17 protein-coding genes are annotated in these 20,353 nt (G+C 62.9%); 5 read left to right on the top strand and 12 right to left on the bottom strand.

Features of this window, described 5'->3' with window-relative positions:
* Window positions 1–65: 65 nt before the first annotated feature.
* The 9 genes from PVZ80_RS08930 to PVZ80_RS08890 form a co-directional block, all read right to left on the bottom strand.
* Window positions 66–563: an HIT family protein gene (locus PVZ80_RS08930; protein WP_273863703.1), complete on the bottom strand. Its 498-nt coding sequence runs from the start codon at window positions 561–563 to the stop codon at window positions 66–68.
* Between the two features lie 48 nt (window positions 564–611).
* On the bottom strand, window positions 612–1,568 hold the full coding sequence (locus PVZ80_RS08925) for a fatty acid desaturase family protein (protein ID WP_273863702.1): 957 nt from the start codon (window positions 1,566–1,568) through the stop codon (window positions 612–614).
* Window positions 1,569–1,594: 26 nt separating this feature from the next.
* Window positions 1,595–2,626 (bottom strand): ferredoxin--NADP reductase, encoded by a 1,032-nt coding sequence (locus PVZ80_RS08920; protein WP_041984282.1) that lies wholly within the window; start codon window positions 2,624–2,626, stop codon window positions 1,595–1,597.
* On the bottom strand, window positions 2,623–3,927 hold the full coding sequence (locus tag PVZ80_RS08915) for a fatty acid desaturase (protein ID WP_273863701.1): 1,305 nt from the start codon (window positions 3,925–3,927) through the stop codon (window positions 2,623–2,625). The genes PVZ80_RS08920 and PVZ80_RS08915 overlap by 4 nt, the downstream gene beginning before the upstream one ends.
* 79 nt (window positions 3,928–4,006) lie before the next feature.
* The gene (locus tag PVZ80_RS08910; RefSeq protein WP_016703514.1) at window positions 4,007–5,143 is read right to left on the bottom strand and encodes an acyl-CoA dehydrogenase family protein; all 1,137 of its coding nucleotides are present in this window, start codon (window positions 5,141–5,143) and stop codon (window positions 4,007–4,009) included.
* Window positions 5,144–5,171: 28 nt separating this feature from the next.
* Window positions 5,172–7,784 (bottom strand): aminotransferase class III-fold pyridoxal phosphate-dependent enzyme, encoded by a 2,613-nt coding sequence (locus tag PVZ80_RS08905; protein WP_273863700.1) that lies wholly within the window; start codon window positions 7,782–7,784, stop codon window positions 5,172–5,174.
* A 3-nt stretch (window positions 7,785–7,787) separates the two neighbouring features.
* Window positions 7,788–8,054: an acyl carrier protein gene (locus PVZ80_RS08900; protein WP_016703515.1), complete on the bottom strand. Its 267-nt coding sequence runs from the start codon at window positions 8,052–8,054 to the stop codon at window positions 7,788–7,790.
* Between the two features lie 485 nt (window positions 8,055–8,539).
* The gene (locus tag PVZ80_RS08895; RefSeq protein WP_007929724.1) at window positions 8,540–9,409 is read right to left on the bottom strand and encodes a LuxR C-terminal-related transcriptional regulator; all 870 of its coding nucleotides are present in this window, start codon (window positions 9,407–9,409) and stop codon (window positions 8,540–8,542) included.
* Window positions 9,406–11,247, bottom strand: a complete 1,842-nt coding sequence (locus tag PVZ80_RS08890; RefSeq protein WP_124315409.1) for a fatty acyl-AMP ligase — start codon at window positions 11,245–11,247, stop codon at window positions 9,406–9,408. The genes PVZ80_RS08895 and PVZ80_RS08890 overlap by 4 nt, the downstream gene beginning before the upstream one ends.
* Before the next feature lie 349 nt (window positions 11,248–11,596).
* Between PVZ80_RS08890 and PVZ80_RS08885 the strand changes: the two genes are divergently transcribed.
* From PVZ80_RS08885 to PVZ80_RS08875, 3 genes are all read left to right on the top strand, one after another.
* Window positions 11,597–13,066, top strand: a complete 1,470-nt coding sequence (locus PVZ80_RS08885; RefSeq protein ID WP_273863699.1) for an amidase — start codon at window positions 11,597–11,599, stop codon at window positions 13,064–13,066.
* A 14-nt stretch (window positions 13,067–13,080) separates the two neighbouring features.
* Window positions 13,081–14,223 (top strand): fatty acid desaturase family protein, encoded by a 1,143-nt coding sequence (locus PVZ80_RS08880; RefSeq protein WP_273863698.1) that lies wholly within the window; start codon window positions 13,081–13,083, stop codon window positions 14,221–14,223.
* A gap of 214 nt (window positions 14,224–14,437) precedes the next feature.
* Window positions 14,438–15,139 carry a hypothetical protein gene (locus PVZ80_RS08875; protein ID WP_009050693.1) on the top strand — a complete coding sequence of 234 codons (702 nt, stop codon included), beginning with the start codon at window positions 14,438–14,440 and terminating at the stop codon, window positions 15,137–15,139.
* 95 nt (window positions 15,140–15,234) lie between these two features.
* Here PVZ80_RS08875 and glyA read toward each other — a convergent pair whose 3' ends face one another.
* On the bottom strand, window positions 15,235–16,590 hold the full coding sequence (glyA, locus tag PVZ80_RS08870) for a serine hydroxymethyltransferase (RefSeq protein ID WP_038634967.1): 1,356 nt from the start codon (window positions 16,588–16,590) through the stop codon (window positions 15,235–15,237).
* 492 nt (window positions 16,591–17,082) lie between these two features.
* Between glyA and PVZ80_RS08865 the strand changes: the two genes are divergently transcribed.
* Window positions 17,083–17,685: a helix-turn-helix transcriptional regulator gene (locus tag PVZ80_RS08865; RefSeq protein WP_028683348.1), complete on the top strand. Its 603-nt coding sequence runs from the start codon at window positions 17,083–17,085 to the stop codon at window positions 17,683–17,685.
* Window positions 17,672–18,553 (top strand): queuosine precursor transporter, encoded by an 882-nt coding sequence (locus tag PVZ80_RS08860; RefSeq protein ID WP_009050696.1) that lies wholly within the window; start codon window positions 17,672–17,674, stop codon window positions 18,551–18,553. The genes PVZ80_RS08865 and PVZ80_RS08860 overlap by 14 nt, the downstream gene beginning before the upstream one ends.
* A gap of 96 nt (window positions 18,554–18,649) precedes the next feature.
* Here PVZ80_RS08860 and queC read toward each other — a convergent pair whose 3' ends face one another.
* Together queC and cyoE are read right to left on the bottom strand one after the other, a co-directional pair.
* Window positions 18,650–19,348 carry a 7-cyano-7-deazaguanine synthase QueC gene (queC, locus tag PVZ80_RS08855; RefSeq protein ID WP_273863717.1) on the bottom strand — a complete coding sequence of 233 codons (699 nt, stop codon included), beginning with the start codon at window positions 19,346–19,348 and terminating at the stop codon, window positions 18,650–18,652.
* Window positions 19,349–19,465: 117 nt separating this feature from the next.
* Window positions 19,466–20,353, bottom strand: coding sequence for a heme o synthase (gene cyoE / locus PVZ80_RS08850; RefSeq protein WP_007929705.1), 888 nt, complete (start codon window positions 20,351–20,353; stop codon window positions 19,466–19,468).

The raw sequence follows: 20,353 nt of genomic DNA, 5'->3' as shown, positions 1-20,353 counted from the left end.
GCGCATGCACTGTTTATTTTAAACCTCTGTGGATCGAGGGCCGGCCGCTCGCCGGCCCGGGGCGGCTAAATCGACTCGGCGTGCAGCCTGCTGGTCCGGTGCGCCAGGTTCTCCAGCGCCTGCGGATCGAGCTCGGCGGCGATCACCAGGGCCTGGTGGCGCAGGGTTTGCAGCGGCGTGCGGCGGCCGAACACGCCGGTGAAGTGCATGAACATGCGCATTCCGAAGCCCAGCCCATCGCCCCTTTGCCGCGGCACCAGATGCAGGTGGGCATGGGGGATGTGCTGGTTGGTGGCCTTGCCGTCGTTGACGATCAGGTGCGTGCCTTCCACCCCGAAGCCAGCGCGGCGCTGGGCGGCCAGCAAGGTATCGAACACCTGGTACAGGTGCTGGCGGATGATCGTGGGCAGTTGCTCGAGTTTTTCCACATGGGCCAGCGGGATCAGCAGCACGTGGCCCTGCCCCAGCGGGTGTACGTCCATGAAGGCCATGCAGTGGGTGTCGCGATAGACCAGGGCGCTGGGCAATTCGCCGGCTGCGATCTGGCAGAAAATACAGGTCATCCGTGAATCCTCGGTGGGTGGCGCTCCTTCGGGCGCTGTAAATGTAGCTCACGCCGCTCGCCGAGGTTCGGCGGAAGTTGTTACCGGACGTCGCGCGAACATCCGCGCCAGCAGCCAGCGGTCGCGCAGGTAGGGCTTGTTGTCCAGCAGCGCCGCCAGCCGTGGCAGGTTGACGAAGGGCACACCGGGGTAGATGTGATGCTCGACGTGGTAGTTGATGTTGGCCCACAACAGGCCGATCAGCCGGTCGCTGACGGTCACGGTGTTTTTCGCCAGGTCCAGGCGCTGCGGGTCGCCGACCTCCAGGGTGGCCATGGGGAAGTGCTCGTAGCCCCGGGAAATCGGGTTGATCACCAGCGCCAGCAACAGCAGCGGCACGATGAAGATCAGCACGAACTGCAGCATCAGCCCCTGGCTGTAGCACCAGGCGCCGATCGCCGCCATCGACAGCAGATTGAACGCCAGCTCGCGCAGCACCCGGTTGCGCACCGCCTTGCCGTAGCGCACCAGGGAGAAGTAGATGAAGCGCGGCACGAACACGGCGATGCGCAGGAACATCCACTTCACCCCGCCGGTGTAGTTCCAGTCGTCAGGGTCCTTGTGCGGATCGCCCAGGTAGCGGTGATGGTACTTGTGGCACTCGGTGAAGGAGGAAAACGGAAACACGATGAACCAGGCCATGAAGCGCCCGACCCACAGGTTCAGCGCCGCCGAACGAAAGCCGCTGGCATGCCCGCAATCGTGTTGCAGCACGGTGAAGGCATGCAGCTGGTTGCCCAGCACCAGCACCGCCAGCGCCTGGCCCCAGGGGTTGTCGCCAAGCAGGATGTACAGCGCCGCCGCGCACCAGACCAGCACGTGCAACAACGACCAGAGCACGAACTTCAGCGGTTGCGGCTGCATCAATGCCTGCAACTGGGCCTGGCGCTCGCGGTCGACCCGCAGTTCGGCGCGCTTGGCCAACCGCAACTGGTCTTCGGCGGCATCGTGGGTTGAATGACTCATGAATTGACCTTCCTCTGTCTGTATTGCTAATCGACTTGCAGGCGCACGTCGTCCGTCAATGGATAGCCCACGCACAACAGTGCCTGGCCTCGGTTCAGTTCGTCCGCCGACAGCCCGTGGTCTTCGCGCATGCGCACTTGCCCCGTCAGCCGGGTGCAGACGCAGGCGGTGCAGAAACCGCTGCGGCAGGAAAACGGTGGCTGCACGCCGCTGGCCAGGGCCGCGTCGAGCAGGGTCTGGCCTGGGGCAACGGTGAAGTTGAACGTCTGGCCCTGCATCAGCAGCTCCACGCGTTTTTCCGTGTCGCCGCTGGCCACTGGCGCCTTGGCCGGGGTGAAACGCTCCTGGTGCACACGTTCCGGGGCAATGCCCAGGGCCTCCAGGGCGGCGGTCACCTCATCCATCATGCCGCTGGGGCCACAGCTGTAGTATTCGCGGGCCTGCGGGCCGGGCAGCGCGCCGAGAATGTCCATCACCCGCTCGCGGGTCAGGCGCCCTTCGTGAGCCCCCGGGGTGTCTGGCCGCGACAGCACATGCACCAGCTGCAAACGCTCGCCGAAGGTCTGCCGCAACTGGTCGAGCTTGTCGCGGAAGATCACCGACTCCCGATTGCGGTTGCCGTAGATCAGCGACACCTGCGAGTCCGGCTCGAAGTGCAGCGCCGACTTGAGGATCGAGAAGATCGGCGTGATCCCGCTGCCCGCCGCCAGCAGCACCAAGTGCCGCCCCCTACCCGGCTGCGGAGCGAAGGTGAAGCGGCCGTGGGTGCCGAGGGTCTGCACCGCGTCGCCGGCGCTCAGCTCCTGCACCAGGCGATTGGAGACCTTGCCGCCGGCCACCCGCTTGACGGTGATCGACAGGGTCTTGTCCAGCCCCGGCGTGCTGCTGATGGAATAGGCACGGCAGCCCTTGGTCCCGTCGACGTCGACCTCCAGGGTCAGGTATTGCCCGGCGCTGTAGCGGACTTTGCGCAGCAGCGGCTGCTTGAGGTGAATGGTCACCGCGTCGTCGGTTTCCCGTTCGATGGCGGCGACTTTCAAGGTCAGGGGACGGTTCATGGCTGGCCCAGGGCGCTGTGCGCAGGTGTGGATTCGTGGGCGTCGTGCGCTGTGCCGAGGCGCCGTTGATGGGCGTGCTCATGGGCCGAGATGGGCGCCGGCAGCACCCGGTATTGCAGCAGGCGGACTTTCTCTGCGTGGTCCAGCGGCTGCCACCAGTCCAGCTTGTCCGCCAGCGCATCGAAGCGGCGCAGCATCAGCAGCACGAACAGGCCGAACACGCTGAGGTCGCGAAACACCATGGAGCCGGCGGCCGCCAGTTCCGGCTTGAGCCGCTCGAACAGCGCCGGGCTCTCCGACCAGTGGCCGACGGCCCAGTGATGGTGGCAGGCGTGGTAACCCTCGTTGAGGATATTCACCGGCGTTTCCAGCAGGGTCACGGTGTTGTACATCCAGTCCCTGGGGTCTTCCTGGCCGCCGTAGAAGGCGTGCTGGCTCCAGTGGATGACGCCCATCAGGAAGTTGCTCGCGCACCAGGGCACCAGCATGTAGAGCACGGCGATCGGCAGGCTGTAGAACGCCAGCGCGACGAACAGCCCGCCATGCACCAGGTTGCCCATGACCATGGCCCGGGCCTGGCTGCGCTTGCGCTTGCTCTTGAAGTACAGCCAGGGCGAAACCATGAACTGCTGGTACATCACCTCGCGCACCATGTAGACGGCGAAATCCCAGGCGCTGGCATGGTCGTAGCGTGCGGTGGCGTAGACATCCAGCGGCCCGGCGTTCTCCCGGTGATGCTGTTGCAAATGCGCCGCCGCGTGGGGGATCAGGCCCATGGGAATGGCGAAGAACATGTACAGGAAGGAGTTGCCGACCCAGCGATCCAGCAGGCTCGAACGCTTGAAGATACCGCCGGGCACGTGGCCTTCCTGATGCATGGCGCTGAAGGAGCGGACGAAGCCGCGGATGTTCGGGCCGTAGACGAAGGCGTAGAACAGCAGCACCAGCAGCCAGGAGATTTCCTTGAGCCACAATTGGGCGATGAACACCGGCCCGGCGGTCAGGCCCAGGCTGATGGCGGCGGCGAGGATCGGCTCGTCCCGCGGGTCCTTGAGCAAGCGCTCGGCCAGCGGCTGCAACAAGCGGTGATAGCTCGTCACCAGCCAGCCGCCCAGGGCCTTCATTCCCGGCAACCACGACAACACCCGGCGCCCGGCCTGCAAGGTGCACGACAGGGCCAGAATCACGACGATGGCCGCGGTGTTGAACACCAGCAGCAGACTGAACAGCGGAACAGCCAGGCAGTGAAACCCGCGACCGACATTGGCCGGGCGCGGCGGATAGAGAAAATCGCTACTCATGCTTCTACTCCATTAGGCATGTTGCCGAGGCCGGAGCGACGCCAGCGGCGCCACAGCTCCGGCTGCGGTAGCAGGCGAATCAGGCGCTGTAGGACTCGCGCAGGAACTGCGCCAGCAACGGCGTGGCGGCGCCGCGGGAGATCGGGTGGAAGCAGATCGCCCGGGAGGCCGCCAGCAGATAGGCCACTTCGTCGGAGGCGATGAAAGCCATGCCGCCCAACAGCTCGACGCTGAGGTTGGTCGCACGCTCGATCGCTGCCTGTACCAGGAAGCGCGTGCACAGCGCCTTGTGGTAGGTGTTCATCGGCGCATCCTGTTGCGCCTGCAATTCGCCGGCGGTGCCGAGCAGCGCCTGATGGGCACCCTCCAGTTCGATGCACAGCAGCGCCAGTTGCGCGGGGTCGGCGAAGGCTTTTCGCAGCAGCCGGTCGACCAGGGCCGAAGCCACGCCCAGGTAGCTGCCGCCGACCATCAGCTGGAACCAGCTCAGGCCGTTGAGCGAGGTTTCCATGGCGGTCGCGGCCACTTCTTCGCTGTCGGCGCCGTCGGCCAGCAGCATGCGCTCGCTGGGCACGAACACGCCGTTGAACACCAGTTCGTTGCTGTCGGTGGCGCGCAGCACCGTGGCGTTCCAGAAGGGTTCACGGGTGACCGTGCTGCCATCGGCAAAGACCACGGCAAAACCCTGGCTGACGCTGCCGTCGTCCTGCTCACAGGCGACACCGACCACGATCACGTCCATGTGGTGGCTCATGGTGCAGGGCTTCTTGCTGCCGTCGAGGACGAAACCGCCCTCCACCGGCCGCGCCTTGACGCTGCGGTTGAAGATCTCCGAGCCCGGCTTGCCCTCGGCGAAGGCCGAGGCGATCAGCAACTGGTTCTGGGTGATGCCCCACAGCAGTTCTTCCGCCGCCGGGATCAGCCCGCCCAGTTGCACAATGGTGGCGATGGTGTGGTGGTGCATGGTCATCATCACCGCCAGGGACGGGCACAGCGAACCGATGGCCCGCAGGATTTCCACGGTTTCCTCCGGCGAGGCGCCGAGGCCGCCGTAGGTCTCGGGGATGATCAGGCCGGCGGCGCGGTAGTCGCGAAACAGCCCGCAGAGCACGGCCGGGTCGGCCTGCTCCAGGGCCATCAGGCCACGCTCCTGGAGGGCGGCGAGCAGGCCCGGCAGGTACTTCTCGGTGGCGTTGCGGGCGTTGTGCATCGACATGGTGTGGACTCCTTTCTCGTTGTCAGGGTTAACCGGCTTTTTCGATCAACTGCTCCACCGCGGGGGCGAAACCGAAGGCTCGGGCCAGGTCGAAGATCGCTTCGGCATCCTCCAGCGGAGGACGCTTGCCGATGCTGTAGTCGCGCTGCAGGCCGGCCATGGTCAGGACCATGGTTTCGGCCAGGCAACTGAAGGTCACGCCCGTGGGCAGACCGGTGAGGTTCTGCTGGCCGAAACGCTGGCTGCGGTCGGGCAAATGGATCAGGCCGCCTTCGATCACCGTGACGTCCGGGCGCAGCGCCAGGGTGACGTGACCGATGTCCGGCGGCTGCGCGCAGTCGCAGATGATCGCGTTCTGATGCAGGACCAGCGGGTCGATAAAGGCCGAGCCGTTGGAGGTGGCCGAGAGCACGGTTTCCAGGCGTGGCAGCCAGCTCCCCAGGTCCGCGGTGATCACCAGCGGCGGCTGCACCTGCGGCTTGCCCTGGGCCAGGGCATCGATGCGGTCGAACAGTTCGCGCAATTGCTCCTCGTCTCCAAGGTCGCGATCCAGCAGTTGCTCGACGCTGGCCAGGCTCGGCAGGAGCAGCACCAGGGTCTTGGCGATGCCGCTGCTGTGGCCGCCCTGGATCTGCAGCAAGGCGTCGCGATACAGCTCGCCGGCCACCAGCCGCAGCTCGTCCATGGCGCCCCGATTGGCCCCATTGCCGAGCAATACCAGGTGCTCGCAGAGGCGCCCCAGGCGCAGGCTGGCCAGGCGGCCCACCGAACCGTAGGCACCGATCACCCCGGTCAGGCGCTTGGCCAGCGGCGCGCCCCGATTGGCGCAGGTGCTCAGCAGCGCATCGACACCGACCATGGCCGTCAGGCTGTTGCCGGTGGTGGTGTGGAACCGCTCGTTGATGACATCGACACCAGCACTGGAAATCACCGAGGTGTAGGCCCCCAGGCCGACGAAATCCACCTCCAGCTCGGCGACGCTGTCCAGGTAGTTGGCCAGCAGCTTGCGCCGCTTGCCCAGGCTCAGGCGCATCAGGTCGCGTGGTTGCAGCAGGCTGCCGACCAGCCAGCCTTCGACGTAGTCGCCGGCATCGTTGTAGACCCGCCGGGCGTGATAGGACACACCGGCATCGAGGTCCGGCTTGGCCCATTCGGAGAAGTCGTCGAGCCAGCCCTGCATGAAGGTTTTTTCCGCCGCCGACAGCCCCAGGCCGTCCACCACGCTGTCGCCGTTGACGCTCTCGGCGGTGGTCGGGTGCAGCAGGAAGGCGAAGCGACCCAGGCAGCGCCCGCTGCTGCGCGGTTTGCCGGGCACCACCCAGGGGCTCGGCACACCCCGTGGCCCGGCATAGCCGTGGGCTTCGAGGATCAAGCGATGCTGCTGGTTGTGCACCACCAGTTCCGCCACCGCCTTGAGGCCTTCGAGCAGCAGGTCGATGTCGGCGCGTTCGATGCACAGCGGTGGCTGGATGCGCAGCACGTTGCCTTCGGTGAGGGTCGGCAGGCAGTACACGCCATGGCGGCTTTTCAGGTAGCCGCAAACGATCGGTACCAGGGCGCCGAAGGCGCTGGCCAGGGACAGGGTATACAGGCGCTCGCCGCTCCAGCGGCGAAATTTCAGGCCAAGCATCAGGCCGCGGCCGTCGAGGCTGTGGAACACCTCGGGATAGTCGCGTACCAGACGCGACAGCCCGGCATGCAGGTAGGCGCCCTGCTGCGCCGCGTGCTTGAGCTGGGCGCCGTCGTTGGCTGTGAGCTGGTCGAGCACGGCCAGGCCGATGGCGGCGCTGAAGCCATTTACGGCGAAGGTGGAGCTGTGGTGCCGGTCGAAATCACGGCTCCAGCACTGCTCGCCGTAGATGCACGCGCCAATGGCCGCGACACCGCCGCCCAGGGCCTTGGCCAGCAGTACTACGTCCGGCTCCAGGCCGTGGGCGGTGGCGGCGAACAGCTCGCCGGTGCGGCCCAGGCCGGTCTGGATTTCATCGAGGACAAACAGGGTGCCGTATTGCCGGCAGAGGTTCTGCGCCGCCAGCAGGTAGCCTGGCGGCGGGGTGATCATGCCCGCCTCGCCCTGCACCGCCTCGACGAAAAAGGCCGCGGCACGGCGGGTTTTCAGTTGTTCCTCGAGGGCCTCCAGGTCGCCATAGGGCACATGGCTGAAACCCTCGGCGCGGATCTGGAACGGCTCGCGGTAAATGGCCTTGCCGGTGACCGCCACCGCGCCCTGGGTCTTGCCGTGAAAGCCGGTCAGGGTGCCGATCACCAGCTCGCGCTGGGTCGCGGCGCGGCACAGCTTGATCGCCGCCTCGACCGTCTCCGCGCCGCTGGTGGTGAAGGTCACTTTCGAGTGGCTGCCCGGCGCCAGCTCGATCAGACGCCGCGCCAGTTCTTCGGCGCCGGGGTTGATCAGTGGCTGGACCAGCGAGGCCTGGCCGCTGGCGAGGAATGTGTGGATCGCCTCGGTAATTGGCGCCGCGCCATACCCGAAGGGCACCGCGCCGAACTGGCCGACGAAATCGATCAGGGTCTGGCCGCTGGCGGTTTCGATCCGGGTGCCCTGGGCGCGAACCACGGTCTCGTTGAGGCCGACGAATTCCAGCAGTTCCTGGCGGGTGATATTGAGCAAAGAGTCAGCCATGGCTTACCTCCCCACCGCGCCGAGCGCGCCCTGGTTGATGACGCCATACAGATGCTGACTGACCTTGCTCACGGTGTCGTGCAGGTAGGCCAGTTCCGGGTCCAGGGAGATGCCGAAACGGTCTTCGAACTCGGCGGACAGACCGACGATCAGCACCGAGTCGACGCCCATCTCGTGGAACGAACGCTCGACGTCCAGCGACCCGGAATCGACCTCCAGCAGGCTGGCCAGGGTTTCGGTCACGGCAAAGGTTATTTCGTCTATATGCACAGTCGCCTCCCAGCGTATTTCGCTTCCTTTGCATGGCCGTTGGCCCGCGCCACCCCGTGGTGAAACCACGGGATCGACGCTTGGGCAGGCGTCATGATGCAAACGCGTTTTGAGTGTGGATGACCCGCCGCAGCAGGCCATTTGCTACACCCCGATGCTCGGCGTCATGCCGGCTCAGCTCAATACTCCGTAAGGAGTAGCGCCGGGCCGGAGGACGCGGTCGAAGCCGAAAATGAGCGGGCACGCGGCGCCTCGAAATGCCGTGCCCAGCATCGCCAACACCTGAGCGACGACCGCCCACTCCGTTGTAGGAGCGAGCTTGCTCGCGAAAAAAAACTCAATGACGGCACGGTGTCCAATGGAGCCGCCGCTGCGCGGCTATCGCGAGCAAGCTCGCTCCTACAGGGGGGAGGCGCAGGCGACGCCGAAGCACTGAGCCTCGTCAGCACTGAGGGGGTGGTTACTGGATGAAAGACAGGCAGCACTCACTCGTCGCAGAACAACGCCGCGATCTGCGCCCGACTCGACGCCTGGAGTTTGGAGAAGATGTTCTGCAGGTGGGTTTTCACGGTCTTGTCGCTGATGCCGAGGATCTGGCCAATCTCCCAGTTGGTCTTGCCTCGGGCCACCCAGCGCGAAATCTCCGCTTCGCGGCTGGACAGGATGGACAACAGTTGATGGTTCGGCCCCGGGTTGTGGCGCAACAGCTTGCTGCCCAGCGCCCGGTTCAGGGCGATGTGCAGGTACGGGGCGAAGACCATCATGCGCATTTTGCTTTCATGGGCCACGGTGGCCGAGATGTTGTGAAAGAAGTAGCCGGTGAAGGTGTTGCGGTGCAATCCGGGCAGCAGGGTCCAGCCCAGATTGCGTATGCCGTGTTCGCGAAAAATCTTCGCCCACACCTGGTCCTGCGAGTTACCCAGGCGCTCCAGGGTGGTGAACTTGGGGCGTCCGCAATGCTCGATGGGGTCGATGCCCAGCGGCGGAATCATGCCGTCGCGACCGACGATGGCCTTGATCAGGTCATCGGAGACGCTGTCCGGATGAATCAGGTGCGAAAAGAACACCCGGTGCGCACGGACCCGGCCGCTGGCGAACACGAAGTTCTCGCACGGCAGGATCTGCGGCAGCGCCAGCTGGGTCTGCTGTGTCAGCTCGGCGATGCTGCGCGCCGAGGTGATGGAGTTGAGCACGCTGGTCAGCTGCAACCGTTGCTGGCTGTCGGTGGGCGGCAACGACAGCACCGACCGCGGGCGGCTGGCCAGTTCCAGCCGCGGTTCGCAGAAGGCCGGCTGGGCGAACAGCAACGCCGCGGGTTTGGGCGCATGCACCGGGCCGATCGATAGACTGGTCATGCTTCCACGACCTGGCTGTCGACGGTGATGTCACGCAATACCCGGCCGTTGCTCTCCACCGCGACCACCGACTTGTCCAGCGGATGGGCTTCGGCCGGCGCCGTGCCCTCGAGTGCCGCCAGCCAGGGAGCGAACTGCTTGCGGCACTCCTGGCGCTTGATCTTGCCGCTGGAGGTACGCGGCAACGACCCGCCGAACACCAGCAACAGCACCGGCCGCGCCAATTGGTGCTGTTGCCACAGCCGCGCCTTCAAGTCGCTGAACAGCTGCGGCAGGTCGAGGCTGCGCAAGGCCCGCCGCTCGATTTCCTGGGCGATCACCACCTGCTCGCTGTCGCCGGTCTCGATGCTGAAGGCCGCGGTGCCGTCCGGGCGAAAGCTGTCATGGGTACGCAGCACGGTGTTCTCGATATCGCCGGGGTGATGGTTGACGCCATTGACGATGATCAGGTCCTTGAGCCGCCCGGTGACGAACAGCTCGCCATCGAGCAGGAAGCCCAGGTCGCCGGTGCGGAAGTAGCGCGACCAGCCCAGCGCCGGCGGGGCCGGGCGAAAGGCCGCGGCGGTGCTCTCCGGGCGCTGCCAGTAACCGCTGGCGACGCTGTCGCCGAGGATGCAGATCTCGCCGACCCGCCCGTCCTCCAGCGGCTGTTCGGTGTGCGGGTCGCAGATGAACGGGCCCTGCCCCGGAATGCCACGGCCGCTGCTGACCAGGGTGCGCAGGCGCAACTCGGCGTCGCTGCCCTGGTCGTCGTGCAGGCGCGCCACATTGTCCTCCAGCAAGCCGGCATGGAACTGGCGAATCACCGGCTCGCGCTTGCTACCGCCGGCGCTGACCATCAGCGTACCTTCGGCCAGCCCGTAGCAGGGAAAGGCCGAGGTGCTGGCAAAACCGGCGCGGGCGAAACGCTCATGGAAGGCGGCAATGGTCTGCGCCCGCACATGTTCGGCGCCGTTGAAGGCCACCTCCCAACTGCTCAGGTCGAGGCCGGCCAGCTCTTCGTCCTTGATCTTGCGCAGGCACAATTCATAGGCGAAGTTCGGCCCGCCGCTGACGGTGCCGCGGTAGGTGCTGATGGCCTGCAACCAGCGCAGCGGCCGTTGCAGGAAGTGGATCGGCGCCAGCAGGGTCGAGCCGAAGCCGACGAACAAGGATTGCAGGATGCCGCCGATCAGCCCCATGTCGTGATACGGCGGCAGCCAGCTGACCAGGTGACTGTCCTTGTGGGTCAGAAAGCCGCGGCTGATGCTGCGCGAATTGTGAATCAGGTTGCCGTGGGTCACCGCCACTCCTTTGGGAATCCCGGTGGAGCCGGAGGTGTATTGCAAAAAGGCGATATCGTCCCGGGTCACAGGAACCGTCCGCCATTCGCTGGCCAGGGCCAGGTCCAGAGTCGCCATGTCCAGCACCCGCGGACTTTCGGCCTGCCCCAGCCGGGCCTGGATGGTCGGGACATCCTCGCCACTGGCCAGCGCCGCCGTCGGCTGGCAGTCATCGATGATGCCGTCCAGCCGGTCCAGGGTCTTGGTCGCCCCCGGCGGATAGGCCGGCACCGCCACCAGCCCGGCATACAGACAGCCCATGAAGGCGATCACATAGTCCAGGCCCGGCTTGAGCAGGATCAGCACCCTGTCCCCCACCCGGCAATGCCCCTGCAACCGGGCCGCCGCCGCTCGCGCTGCGCGGTCCAGTTCAGAGAAGGTGATCAGGGTTTCTTCGTCTCGCCCGTTGTGCAGAAAACGATAGGCCAATCGGTCCGGGATCGTATGGGCGTGAAGCTGCAGACATTCCGAAAAATTCGCATACGGAACGTCGCTATCGTGGTCGTTCGTAGTCATTATTTTGTGTCCAGGCAGCCGTACTTAGCCATCTCCCGCAAGGCCCGAAATCTGCGGCCTTGCGCATCCATTACGCTTGATCATCCTCTGGGAGCGCGCACTCGAAGTTAATACTCCGAACGGCGTATACCCGCAATTTCCGCCCCCGGCGCATATTCGCCTCACAGCTCGATGCATGCATGGCTTTTTGCCATACAGCCTTGCAGTCATCAGCCCTTTTCAAAGAGGTGAAGCCGACTATCCGGGCCTGCGCAAGCTGGGCTTGTGTAACTGGCCATGTCATGAAATCCACGCCGGAACGGGAGCGTTCCGGTTTCGCCACCAGCGTGCGCAGCACCGGGAGAACAGGATGTCTTTTAGCGAATACGCCACCTTCGACGCGGTCGGCCTGGCCGATCTGGTCAGAACCAGACAGGTACGCCCCTCCGAACTGCTGGAGGAAGCCATACGCCGCATCGAAGCCTTCAACCCGGCGGTCAACGCCGTGGTCTACAAAGCCTACGACAAGGCCCGGGCGCAGGCCGCCGAACAGGACAAGGCCGTGCCGACGGGCGCGCTGCACGGCGTGCCGTTCCTGCTCAAGGACATCCTCGGCGACTGCCAGGACCTGCCCTCGACCCTGGCTTCGCGCATGCTGCAAGCACGGGTCATGCCCCAGGACTGCGAGCTGGTGAAGCGTTTTCGCCAGGCCGGGCTGGTGTTCGTCGGCAAGACCAACGCCCCGGAGTTCGGCATTCTGCCCACCACCGAAGGGGCCTTCTACGGCCCGGCGCGCAACCCGTGGAACCTGGAGTATTCCACCGGTGGCTCCAGTGGTGGCGCGGCCGCCGCGGTGGCCACTGGCATGGTCCCGGCGGCCCATGGCAACGACGGCGGCGGCTCGATCCGCATTCCCGCCTCCTGCTGCGGTCTGGTCGGCCTCAAGCCGACCCGGGCGCGCAACTCCCTGGCCCCGGACTTCGGCGAACTGCTCAGCGGCCTGCTGGACGAACATGTGCTGACCCGCAGCGTGCGCGACAGCGCCGCCCTGCTCGACGCCACCCACGGCGTGGTGCCGGGCGATCCGTATCGCGCGCCGCCCATGCAGGGGCGTTTTCTCGACCAGCTCGGCCGCGAACCGGGGCGCCTGCGCATCGCCTTCTCCAGCACCGACCCGGCCGGTCGGCCGCTGCACCCCGACTGCATCGCAGCGGTGGAAAGCACCGCGCGCCTGCTCGAATCCCTCGGCCACCATGTGGAAGAAGCCGCGCCGCAGCTGGACCTGCAAAGTTTTGCCGAAGCCTTCAGCGCCCTGTGGTTCTCCGGAATCGCCTTCGCCGTAGAACTGATGAGCCTGCAACTAGGACGCGGCCCGCTGCCCGGCGAACTGGAAAACCTGACCCAGGCCGTGCATCAACGCGGCCTCGGCGTGAGTGCGGTGGAGTACCAGATGTCCGAGCTGGTGCTGCAGCAGGTCGGCCGGGAAATGGCGCGCTTCCACCAGACTTATGATTGCTGGCTGACCCCGACCCTGGCCCGGCCGCCGCTGCGCAACGGGGTGGTGGATATCCATTCCTGCGACCTGGAAAACACCTACGGCCCGCTGATCGACTACAGCCCGTTCACCGCCATCCACAACGCCTCGGGGCAGCCGGCGATTTCCCTGCCGCTGCACTGGAACGCCGAGGGCCTGCCGATCGGCCTGATGCTCAGCGCCGCCTTTGGCGAGGAAAGCCTGCTGTTCCGCCTGGCCGGCCAGCTGGAACAGGCACGGCCATGGAAGGACCGGCGGCCGCAGCTGTTCATGCAGCACCGCCCCAACGAAGCGGTTATCGGCTAAGGAGAGCAGCACCCATGCGCACGCTGGACACCTCGACCGCCCCGCCTTATTGCCCCGTTGGTTCAGGCCAGGAGCAGCGCCTGCCGGGGGCCATTCCCTGGCCCACCGATGGCCTGAACCGCGAGCAACTGGCGCGTTATGGCAAGGAGCTGATTCGCCAGACCCTGCCTTTTACCGTGGAAAACCGCCGCCTGAGCTGGTGGCATTTCTACTCGACGCTGCTGGTGATCGGGCTGTTCGGCGCGGCCGTGGCCATGCCGTTGTGGTGGCCGCTGCGCCTGGCGTGCAGCGTGCTGCTGGGCTTGTCCCTGGTGCGCATGTTCGTGCTGTACCACGACTACATGCACGGCGCGATCCTCAAGGGCTCGCGTTTTGCCGAGGTGTTTTTCAAGACCTTCGGCCTGCTGCTGATGGCCCCGCCGACGCTGTGGAAGCAGTCCCACGACTACCACCACGGCCACAGCTGCCAGTACGTCGGCGCGGAACAAAACCGCCTGCCGCTGCTGTCCACCCACACTGACCTGGGCACCTTTCCCCTGCTGTCCACCGAGGAATATGCCCGCGCCGGGCGCCTCAAGCGCTTGCGTTATCGTGTCGCCCGGCACCCGCTGATGATCCTGCTGGCGTCATTCAGCATCTTCATTTTCAGCATCTGCATGGTGTCGCTGATCACCCAGCCGCGGCATCGGCTCTGGTCGCTACTGGCGCTGGCGCTGAACCTGGCGAGCGCCGTCGCCCTGGCACTGCTGGCACCGGACATCCTGCTGTACGGGGTATTGATCCCCAGCCTGTCCGGCTCGGCGCTGGGCGCCTACATGTTCTACTGCCAGCACAACTTCCCCGGCGTGCGTTACCCCGAGCGCGCCGACTGGGACTATGCCGCCACCGCGGTGTTCTCCTCCAGCTACATGCGCACCGGCCCACTGATGGCCTGGTTCACCGCCAATATCGGCTACCACCATGTGCATCACGCCAACTCGGGCATCCCCTTCTACCGCCTGCCGCAAGCCATGGCGGCGATCCCCGCGTTGCAGTCCCCCATCATCACCTCGCTGCACCCGCGGGATATCTACCGCTGCCTGCGACTCAAGCTGTGGGACCCGGCGCACCAGCGCATGATCTCGTTCGCCGAGTTTCACCAGCAGGCGCAACGCTGAAGGAAATGAGCTGTCGGGCGTTGCCCGGCGAGCACTCGCCAGGGATGATCGACGCCGGAATTTTCCCGTCGATCGTGGGTCAGTAGAGCCACGCCTTTTCGCACCGGTCCGTTGGTCCGTGACAATGGGGCCTCGGTCCCATAAATTAGGCGCCCTGAAAAGGCCCGGTGCTTTTCTAGCCTCATTTCCAGTTAAACGAAGTAGTGAAATATCAATGTCCGATTCCAATACAGAAGAATCCGTAAACGCCTTGTCGTCCAAAGCGGAATACGAAAACGCCATCAATCTTTCACAGCACGTGTCCCAGGCCAAGACCATCAGCGAGATGGTCCTCGATGCTTTCCAGTCCACCAAGGAAAGCGACCAGATCCGCGAATTGCGCGCCGAGATCCGCCAGGCTCACGACCGCTTCGACGACGACCGCGCCTATGAACTCATGGGCCAGCTCAAGCAGCTCAAGGACGCCGAGGCCGCCGACAGCGCCGCCCTCGAAGACCTGAGCAGCAAGTTCCCGATCAGCCGCATCCTGTCCAGCTACAAGGACGACCCGAGCTTCCAGGAGCTGGTCTACGGCCTGGCGCTGAAAGTGCTGAACCAGACCCACCAGGCCATCAGCAGCCCAGGCGGCGGCAAAAGCAAGGCGCGGCCGAAGAAAGAAATGGAAGTGTTCGCCATCAGCAAGGACGGCATCAGCGTCACCCTGCCGATCCGCCCGCGCTCCAAGGCCAACGTCGACCGTGAAGCCTTCGAATTCCTCGGTTTCGCCTTTGTCGGCGAAGGCGACGAGGCTGAGCTGGAAAGCGAAGTGTTCTTCGACAAGGACGGCAACGAACAACCAGCCACCCGCAAGAACATCGTCACCGCGATCCAGCAGCAGACCGCGTTCGAAGGCTACAGCGCTCTACAACAGCAATAACCCGTACCCGCGAGCTGGCTCGCGCAGAGGGCGGATCGCGCAACAGCGCAGCGCCCCTCAGCGGCTGGCTCCTGCGAATGAAAGACCGGGCCCCCTCAGTTGCCCCGGTAATCGGCAATGGGATACATCGCGCACAACGCCTCGGTCTGGAGTCGGAACTGCTCTTGCAACTCAGGCTCCAGGCTGTACTTCTGCTCGCTGAGTGGCGTGACCTTGTCCAGTATCCGGCACACCAGATCGACCACTTCACGACACCCTTGGGAATCGATGTAGCGTTGGGCGATGGAACCGGTGCCGATACACAAGCCATTGGCGACGAATGAGGACCGGGTTTCCCCCAGTGCGCGGTTTTTACCCACGATAATGCCGCATCGCTCCAGTGCCGAGGCGGCAATCGAACCGCTGATGCCCCCACGCAACCTGAGCAGAACCGTGTGGTTCTCCGTCCCCCCGCCCACGACCTCGTAGCCCTGCGCCATGAATGCGCTGGCCATTGCATCGGCCGTGCTGCGAATCCGTCCCATGTAGGCATCGAACTCGGGGGACATCGCGTAGCCCAGCGCAGCGGCCTTGGCCGCGATCATGTTGACCGCCGGCGCGCCTTGCATCCGGGGGAATACCGCTTGTTCAAGGACCCGACTGAAGCTCGCCCTCAGGCCGGGAACCTTGGTGTCGGCGTCCCGGCCGGAAAGAATGAGGCCGCCACGAGGCCCCGCGAGTTGCTTGTGGGTACAAGCGGTGGTGACATGCGCCACGTCGATCGGGCTCGGATGCCGCCCCGTTGCGACCAGCCCGGCGATATAGGAGATATCCGCCAGGAGGATGGCCCCGGCCTCGTCGGCAATAGCGCGAAAGCGTTGGAAGTCCACGACCCGGGAATAGGCGGTCGCACCGCAGATGATGATGCGCGGACGATGGGCGAGCGCCAGTTGGCGTACCTCTGCGTAATCGATCACGCCCTGCGAGGTAGTACCGTAGCGGATTGCCTTGTAGTGGGCGCCGGTGAATGCGACAGGGCTGCCGTGGGTCAGGTGCCCGCCATGATCGAGGGCCATTCCGAGAATGGTGTCCCCCGGCTCGAGCAGGGCAGCCAGCACTTGGTAGTTGGCGTTCGAGGCGGAGTGTGACTGGACGCTGGCATATTGCGCCCCGAACAACTCCCGCGCCCGGCGAATCGCCAGCGACTCGACCAGGTCGACGTTCTCGCAGCCAACCTGATGACGCTTGCCTGGCGTGCCCTCGGCTGTGACGTTGACCAGTGCCGAGGCAGACGCCGCCAGGATGCGAGGGTTGGCCGCGCAGGAGGATGAAACCAGGGACAGTGTGCGGTGTTGACGCGTGACTTCAGCGTCCAGGATCCCGGCCAGTTCGGCGTCTTCAGCGCGCAAATCCGCCAAACCACGTCGCAACAGGTCGGCCTGGTCCCTCAGTGGTTCTGTATAAGCTGCCATCGTTCGGTGTTCCTTCCTTGTCATTTGCGTGCTACGAACGACAGCACGCTTCCTGGTTTAACGTTCGTGGGCAGCTAATTAATCAAAAAATTAAACACTTTCCAAATTAAATGCTTCTTTTCCGAGGAGCGGGAAGGGACAGCAGGTTTGCGTTGCTGCTGGATGTTCGCCTATCAAGGCGATGGCACCGCGCATTTCGGGGCTTTATTGTCATGACAGGGACATGCAACACTTGCCCCCCGCGGCGCCCTCGGTCCGAACCCTCCCAAGGATTCCGGGCGCGCCCGATACCGACAGCGAAATATTCCAGGATGGATGCAGGCTGGCTAAAGGAGCACTAGCGAGTTGGTACAGACCACAAAGCCGACAAGCTCTTGCCGCATCAATCCGACTGTTCTCACCCCCTGGCGTCGAGCAGTTGAATGTCATGCACGCCACGCACGCTATGAAAGCCCCTAAGCGTGGCGACTATAAGGAAATGGTGAGCATTTGATGCACAGAAGAGAAAGAACAGAGTATTTGAAGAGCAATATCAAATACCTGATAAAAAGTCGCGGCGAGACGCAACTGTCTTTATGCAATGCCAGCGGCCTGACCAGGACGACCATCTACAACATTCTGGAAGGCAAGGTCAGCAACGTACAGCAATCCACCATTCGCAAAATCTCTGATTTCTTCGGTGTCTCCTACGAAGAAATAGAAACCGTCGATTTTGAAGAGAAGGAAATCATCGACAGCAGTATTTCCCCACAAGGAAACATGAACCCGGCGGCGGTTCCGATCCTCAAGGAAAGCCTGTTGATGATCAACATGGACAAGCGGATTGGCGAACTGGCCATACTTCACCCACTGACCTATTACTTCGGCGCCTCCTACAACTTGATAGCGGTGCTGCTGGAGAATGAGATCAAGGGCCTGTACGAGGCCGGCGACCTCTTGATCATTCAAAAGGGAGTGTCGAGCGACGACAAGGAAAAACTGGTCTACGACAGACAGGCAAGAAAGCTGTTCATCATCAATGAGCCATGCTCCGACTCAGACCGAGTACTTGTGGTGGGTGACATCATCGAGGAGCGATTCAATGGCAGCTTATGAAGGCGAACTCGAGAACAGCAAATATAAACTTCTGGGCTTTGAAAACAACAAGAGCCTGGCGGTGATCATGATCATCGCTACGGGCAAAGTCATAAAAATCAAACTGAGCGAAGTGCTTAACAGCGAAATAATGGAAAACCTGAACAAAATGGAAGTTAAAAACATCTACAAGAAGTTCTACTCCCAAGGAGGAGCGCTGACCGCATACGATCTGAATGACCGCCACGAAAGCTCATGGATGATTTATATCATCCTCAATCTACTGCTCTTTACCTTCTATATCTTCACCAGCATTGCCGCCACCAAGCCCATTTATCTTGAATCCCTTGGCATCATTATCACTCCGGGCACCTTCCTTTATCCCCTGACATTCTTGATCGTTGACCTGTTGAACGAAAACTTTGGACTGCGGCTGGCAAGAAAAGCGATCTTCTTTGCCTTCGCCAGCAACGCCATGATTATCATCCTGCTCTATGGCTCGACCTTTCTCCCCGGCCTGCCAGGCTGGAAGCTCGACACCCCGTACAACGATGTGATCATTCATGTGTCATCTGTCCTGGTGGCGTCCTCTGTCTCTTTCCTGGTTTCCGAGAACATCAACTCGTACTTGCTGTGCAAGATAAAAGAGCTGACGAATTCCAGGTTCCTGTTCCTGCGGATATTCTTGAGTACGCTGTTCGCGGTCATTATCGACAGCTTCGTGTTTTGCTACATCGCCTTTTATGGCTCGATGCAAAACAACGACATCCTGAACATGATTTATGTGCAGATCGCGATCAAGGTGTGCTTTGCCTTCTTCAACATCTTGCCTGCCTATGGAGCCAGGTCACTGTTCAAGAGATACATGACGGACAGCCAGACAAAGTAGTGCAACCACTCTTTATCTCAAGCTGATGGATTCAACACTCATCCGGCAGGTGTGGATGCAGTGTTGAAATCCATTGACGTACTGTCGATCAAGCCGTCATTGCAGATTCATCTTGCTTCTCAAGCTATTCATGACTTCTGTCTTGTTCCCCAGGTAATCACTCAGCCCTCTTGCACGAAGGTTGCACGCATCGCAATTGGCACAACCGCTGCCAATCACGCCGTTGTAGCACGTCAGGGTCTGCTCGCGGATCAGGCTCAACTGATTGTGATGATCCGCCAGCGCCCACGTCTCCGACTTGTTCAGCCACATCAGTGGCGTATCAAGACGCAGGCGGTATTCCATGCCCAACTCGACGGCCTTGTTCAAGGCCTTTACAAACTCGTCACGGCAATCGGGATAACCCGAGAAGTCCGTTTCACACACCCCGGTAATGACTGTTTCAGCCTGTACCTGGTAGGCATAGATAGAGGCCAGGGTCAGAAACAGAATGTTTCTTCCCGGCACGAAAGTGCTAGGCAGGCTTTCACCTGAACTGTTCACCGTCGGCACCGGAATATTGTCCCGAGTGAGACTGCTGATCGCCAACTCATTGAGCAACGAAGCATCCAGCACTTTGTGGACTGTCGCTCCCAGCTGCTTCGCGAGCTGCTGCGCCACTTCTATTTCTGCGCGGTGACGCTGGCCGTAATCAAAGGTAATGCAGTGCACTTCATCATAGAGCGGCAATGCGTGGATCAGACAAGTCGTCGAGTCCTGCCCGCCACTGAATACGACAACAGCTTTTTTCTTCATCATTCTGCTTCCTGCATGAATAGAGTCATTTGAATATTTAAACAGCCCACTGACTGACACTCAATAAAAAGCCCCGCGCTTCTCTCGAAGGCGGGGCTTTTTCATAGCCTTTGCAGCTTATGGCGCGTAGGTCAGCAGCAGTTCGCTCGGTACCTTGAAATCCAGGGACATCATCACGCTCAGCGCGGTGATGGTGAAGATCGAGAACACGAACAGCTTGCGGGCCCAGACGGTGTCGTCCACCGCCTTGTAGCCGGTCCAGGCCATGTACAGCCAGTACATGCCCATCGCGGCCGCGACGGCCAGGTAGCTCATGCCGGCATACCCGCTGAAGGTCAGCATCAGGGTCGCCACCAGGAACGCCAGGATGTAGAGCAGGATGTGCTTCTTGGCCACCAGGATGCCGCGCTTCACTGGCAGCACCGGAATCGATGCGGCCAGGTAATCGTTGAAGCGGAAGATCGCGATGGCGTAGGAATGCGGCATCTGCCACAGGCTGAACATCACCAGCAGGGTCAGCGCGGCCATGTCGAAGCTGTTGCTCACGGCCACGTAACCGATCACCGGCGGCATCGCCCCGGACAGGCTGCCCACCAGCGTGCCGTGCACCGACTTGCGCTTGAGGTACAGGCTGTAGAAACCGACGTAGATGACAAAGCCGATCACGGCAAACAGCGCCGCCAGCGGATTGGCCACCTTGTACAACAACGCAACGCCGGCGACACCCAGCAGGGTCGCGTAGACCAGTGCCACTTTCAGGGAGATCAGGCCCTGAACCAGCACGCGGTTCTTGGTGCGCTCCATCTTCAAGTCGATGTCGCGGTCGATGCAGTTGTTGAACACGCAACCGGAAGCTACCACCAGGGACGTGCCGATCATCGCGGCCAGGAAGATGGCCAGATCGACATGTCCCTTGGAGGCCAGGAAAAAACCGCCCGCCACAGAAAGCACGTTACCGAAAATGATCCCCGGTTTGGTGATTTGGATAAAGTGCTTGAGCGACAT

Origin of the sequence: Pseudomonas sp. B3G-3, from assembly GCF_028640915.1 — a bacterium.
In the GTDB taxonomy this organism is placed as follows: domain Bacteria; phylum Pseudomonadota; class Gammaproteobacteria; order Pseudomonadales; family Pseudomonadaceae; genus Aquipseudomonas; species Aquipseudomonas chlororaphis_I.
This window is presented reverse-complemented; position numbering and strand designations above follow the sequence as displayed.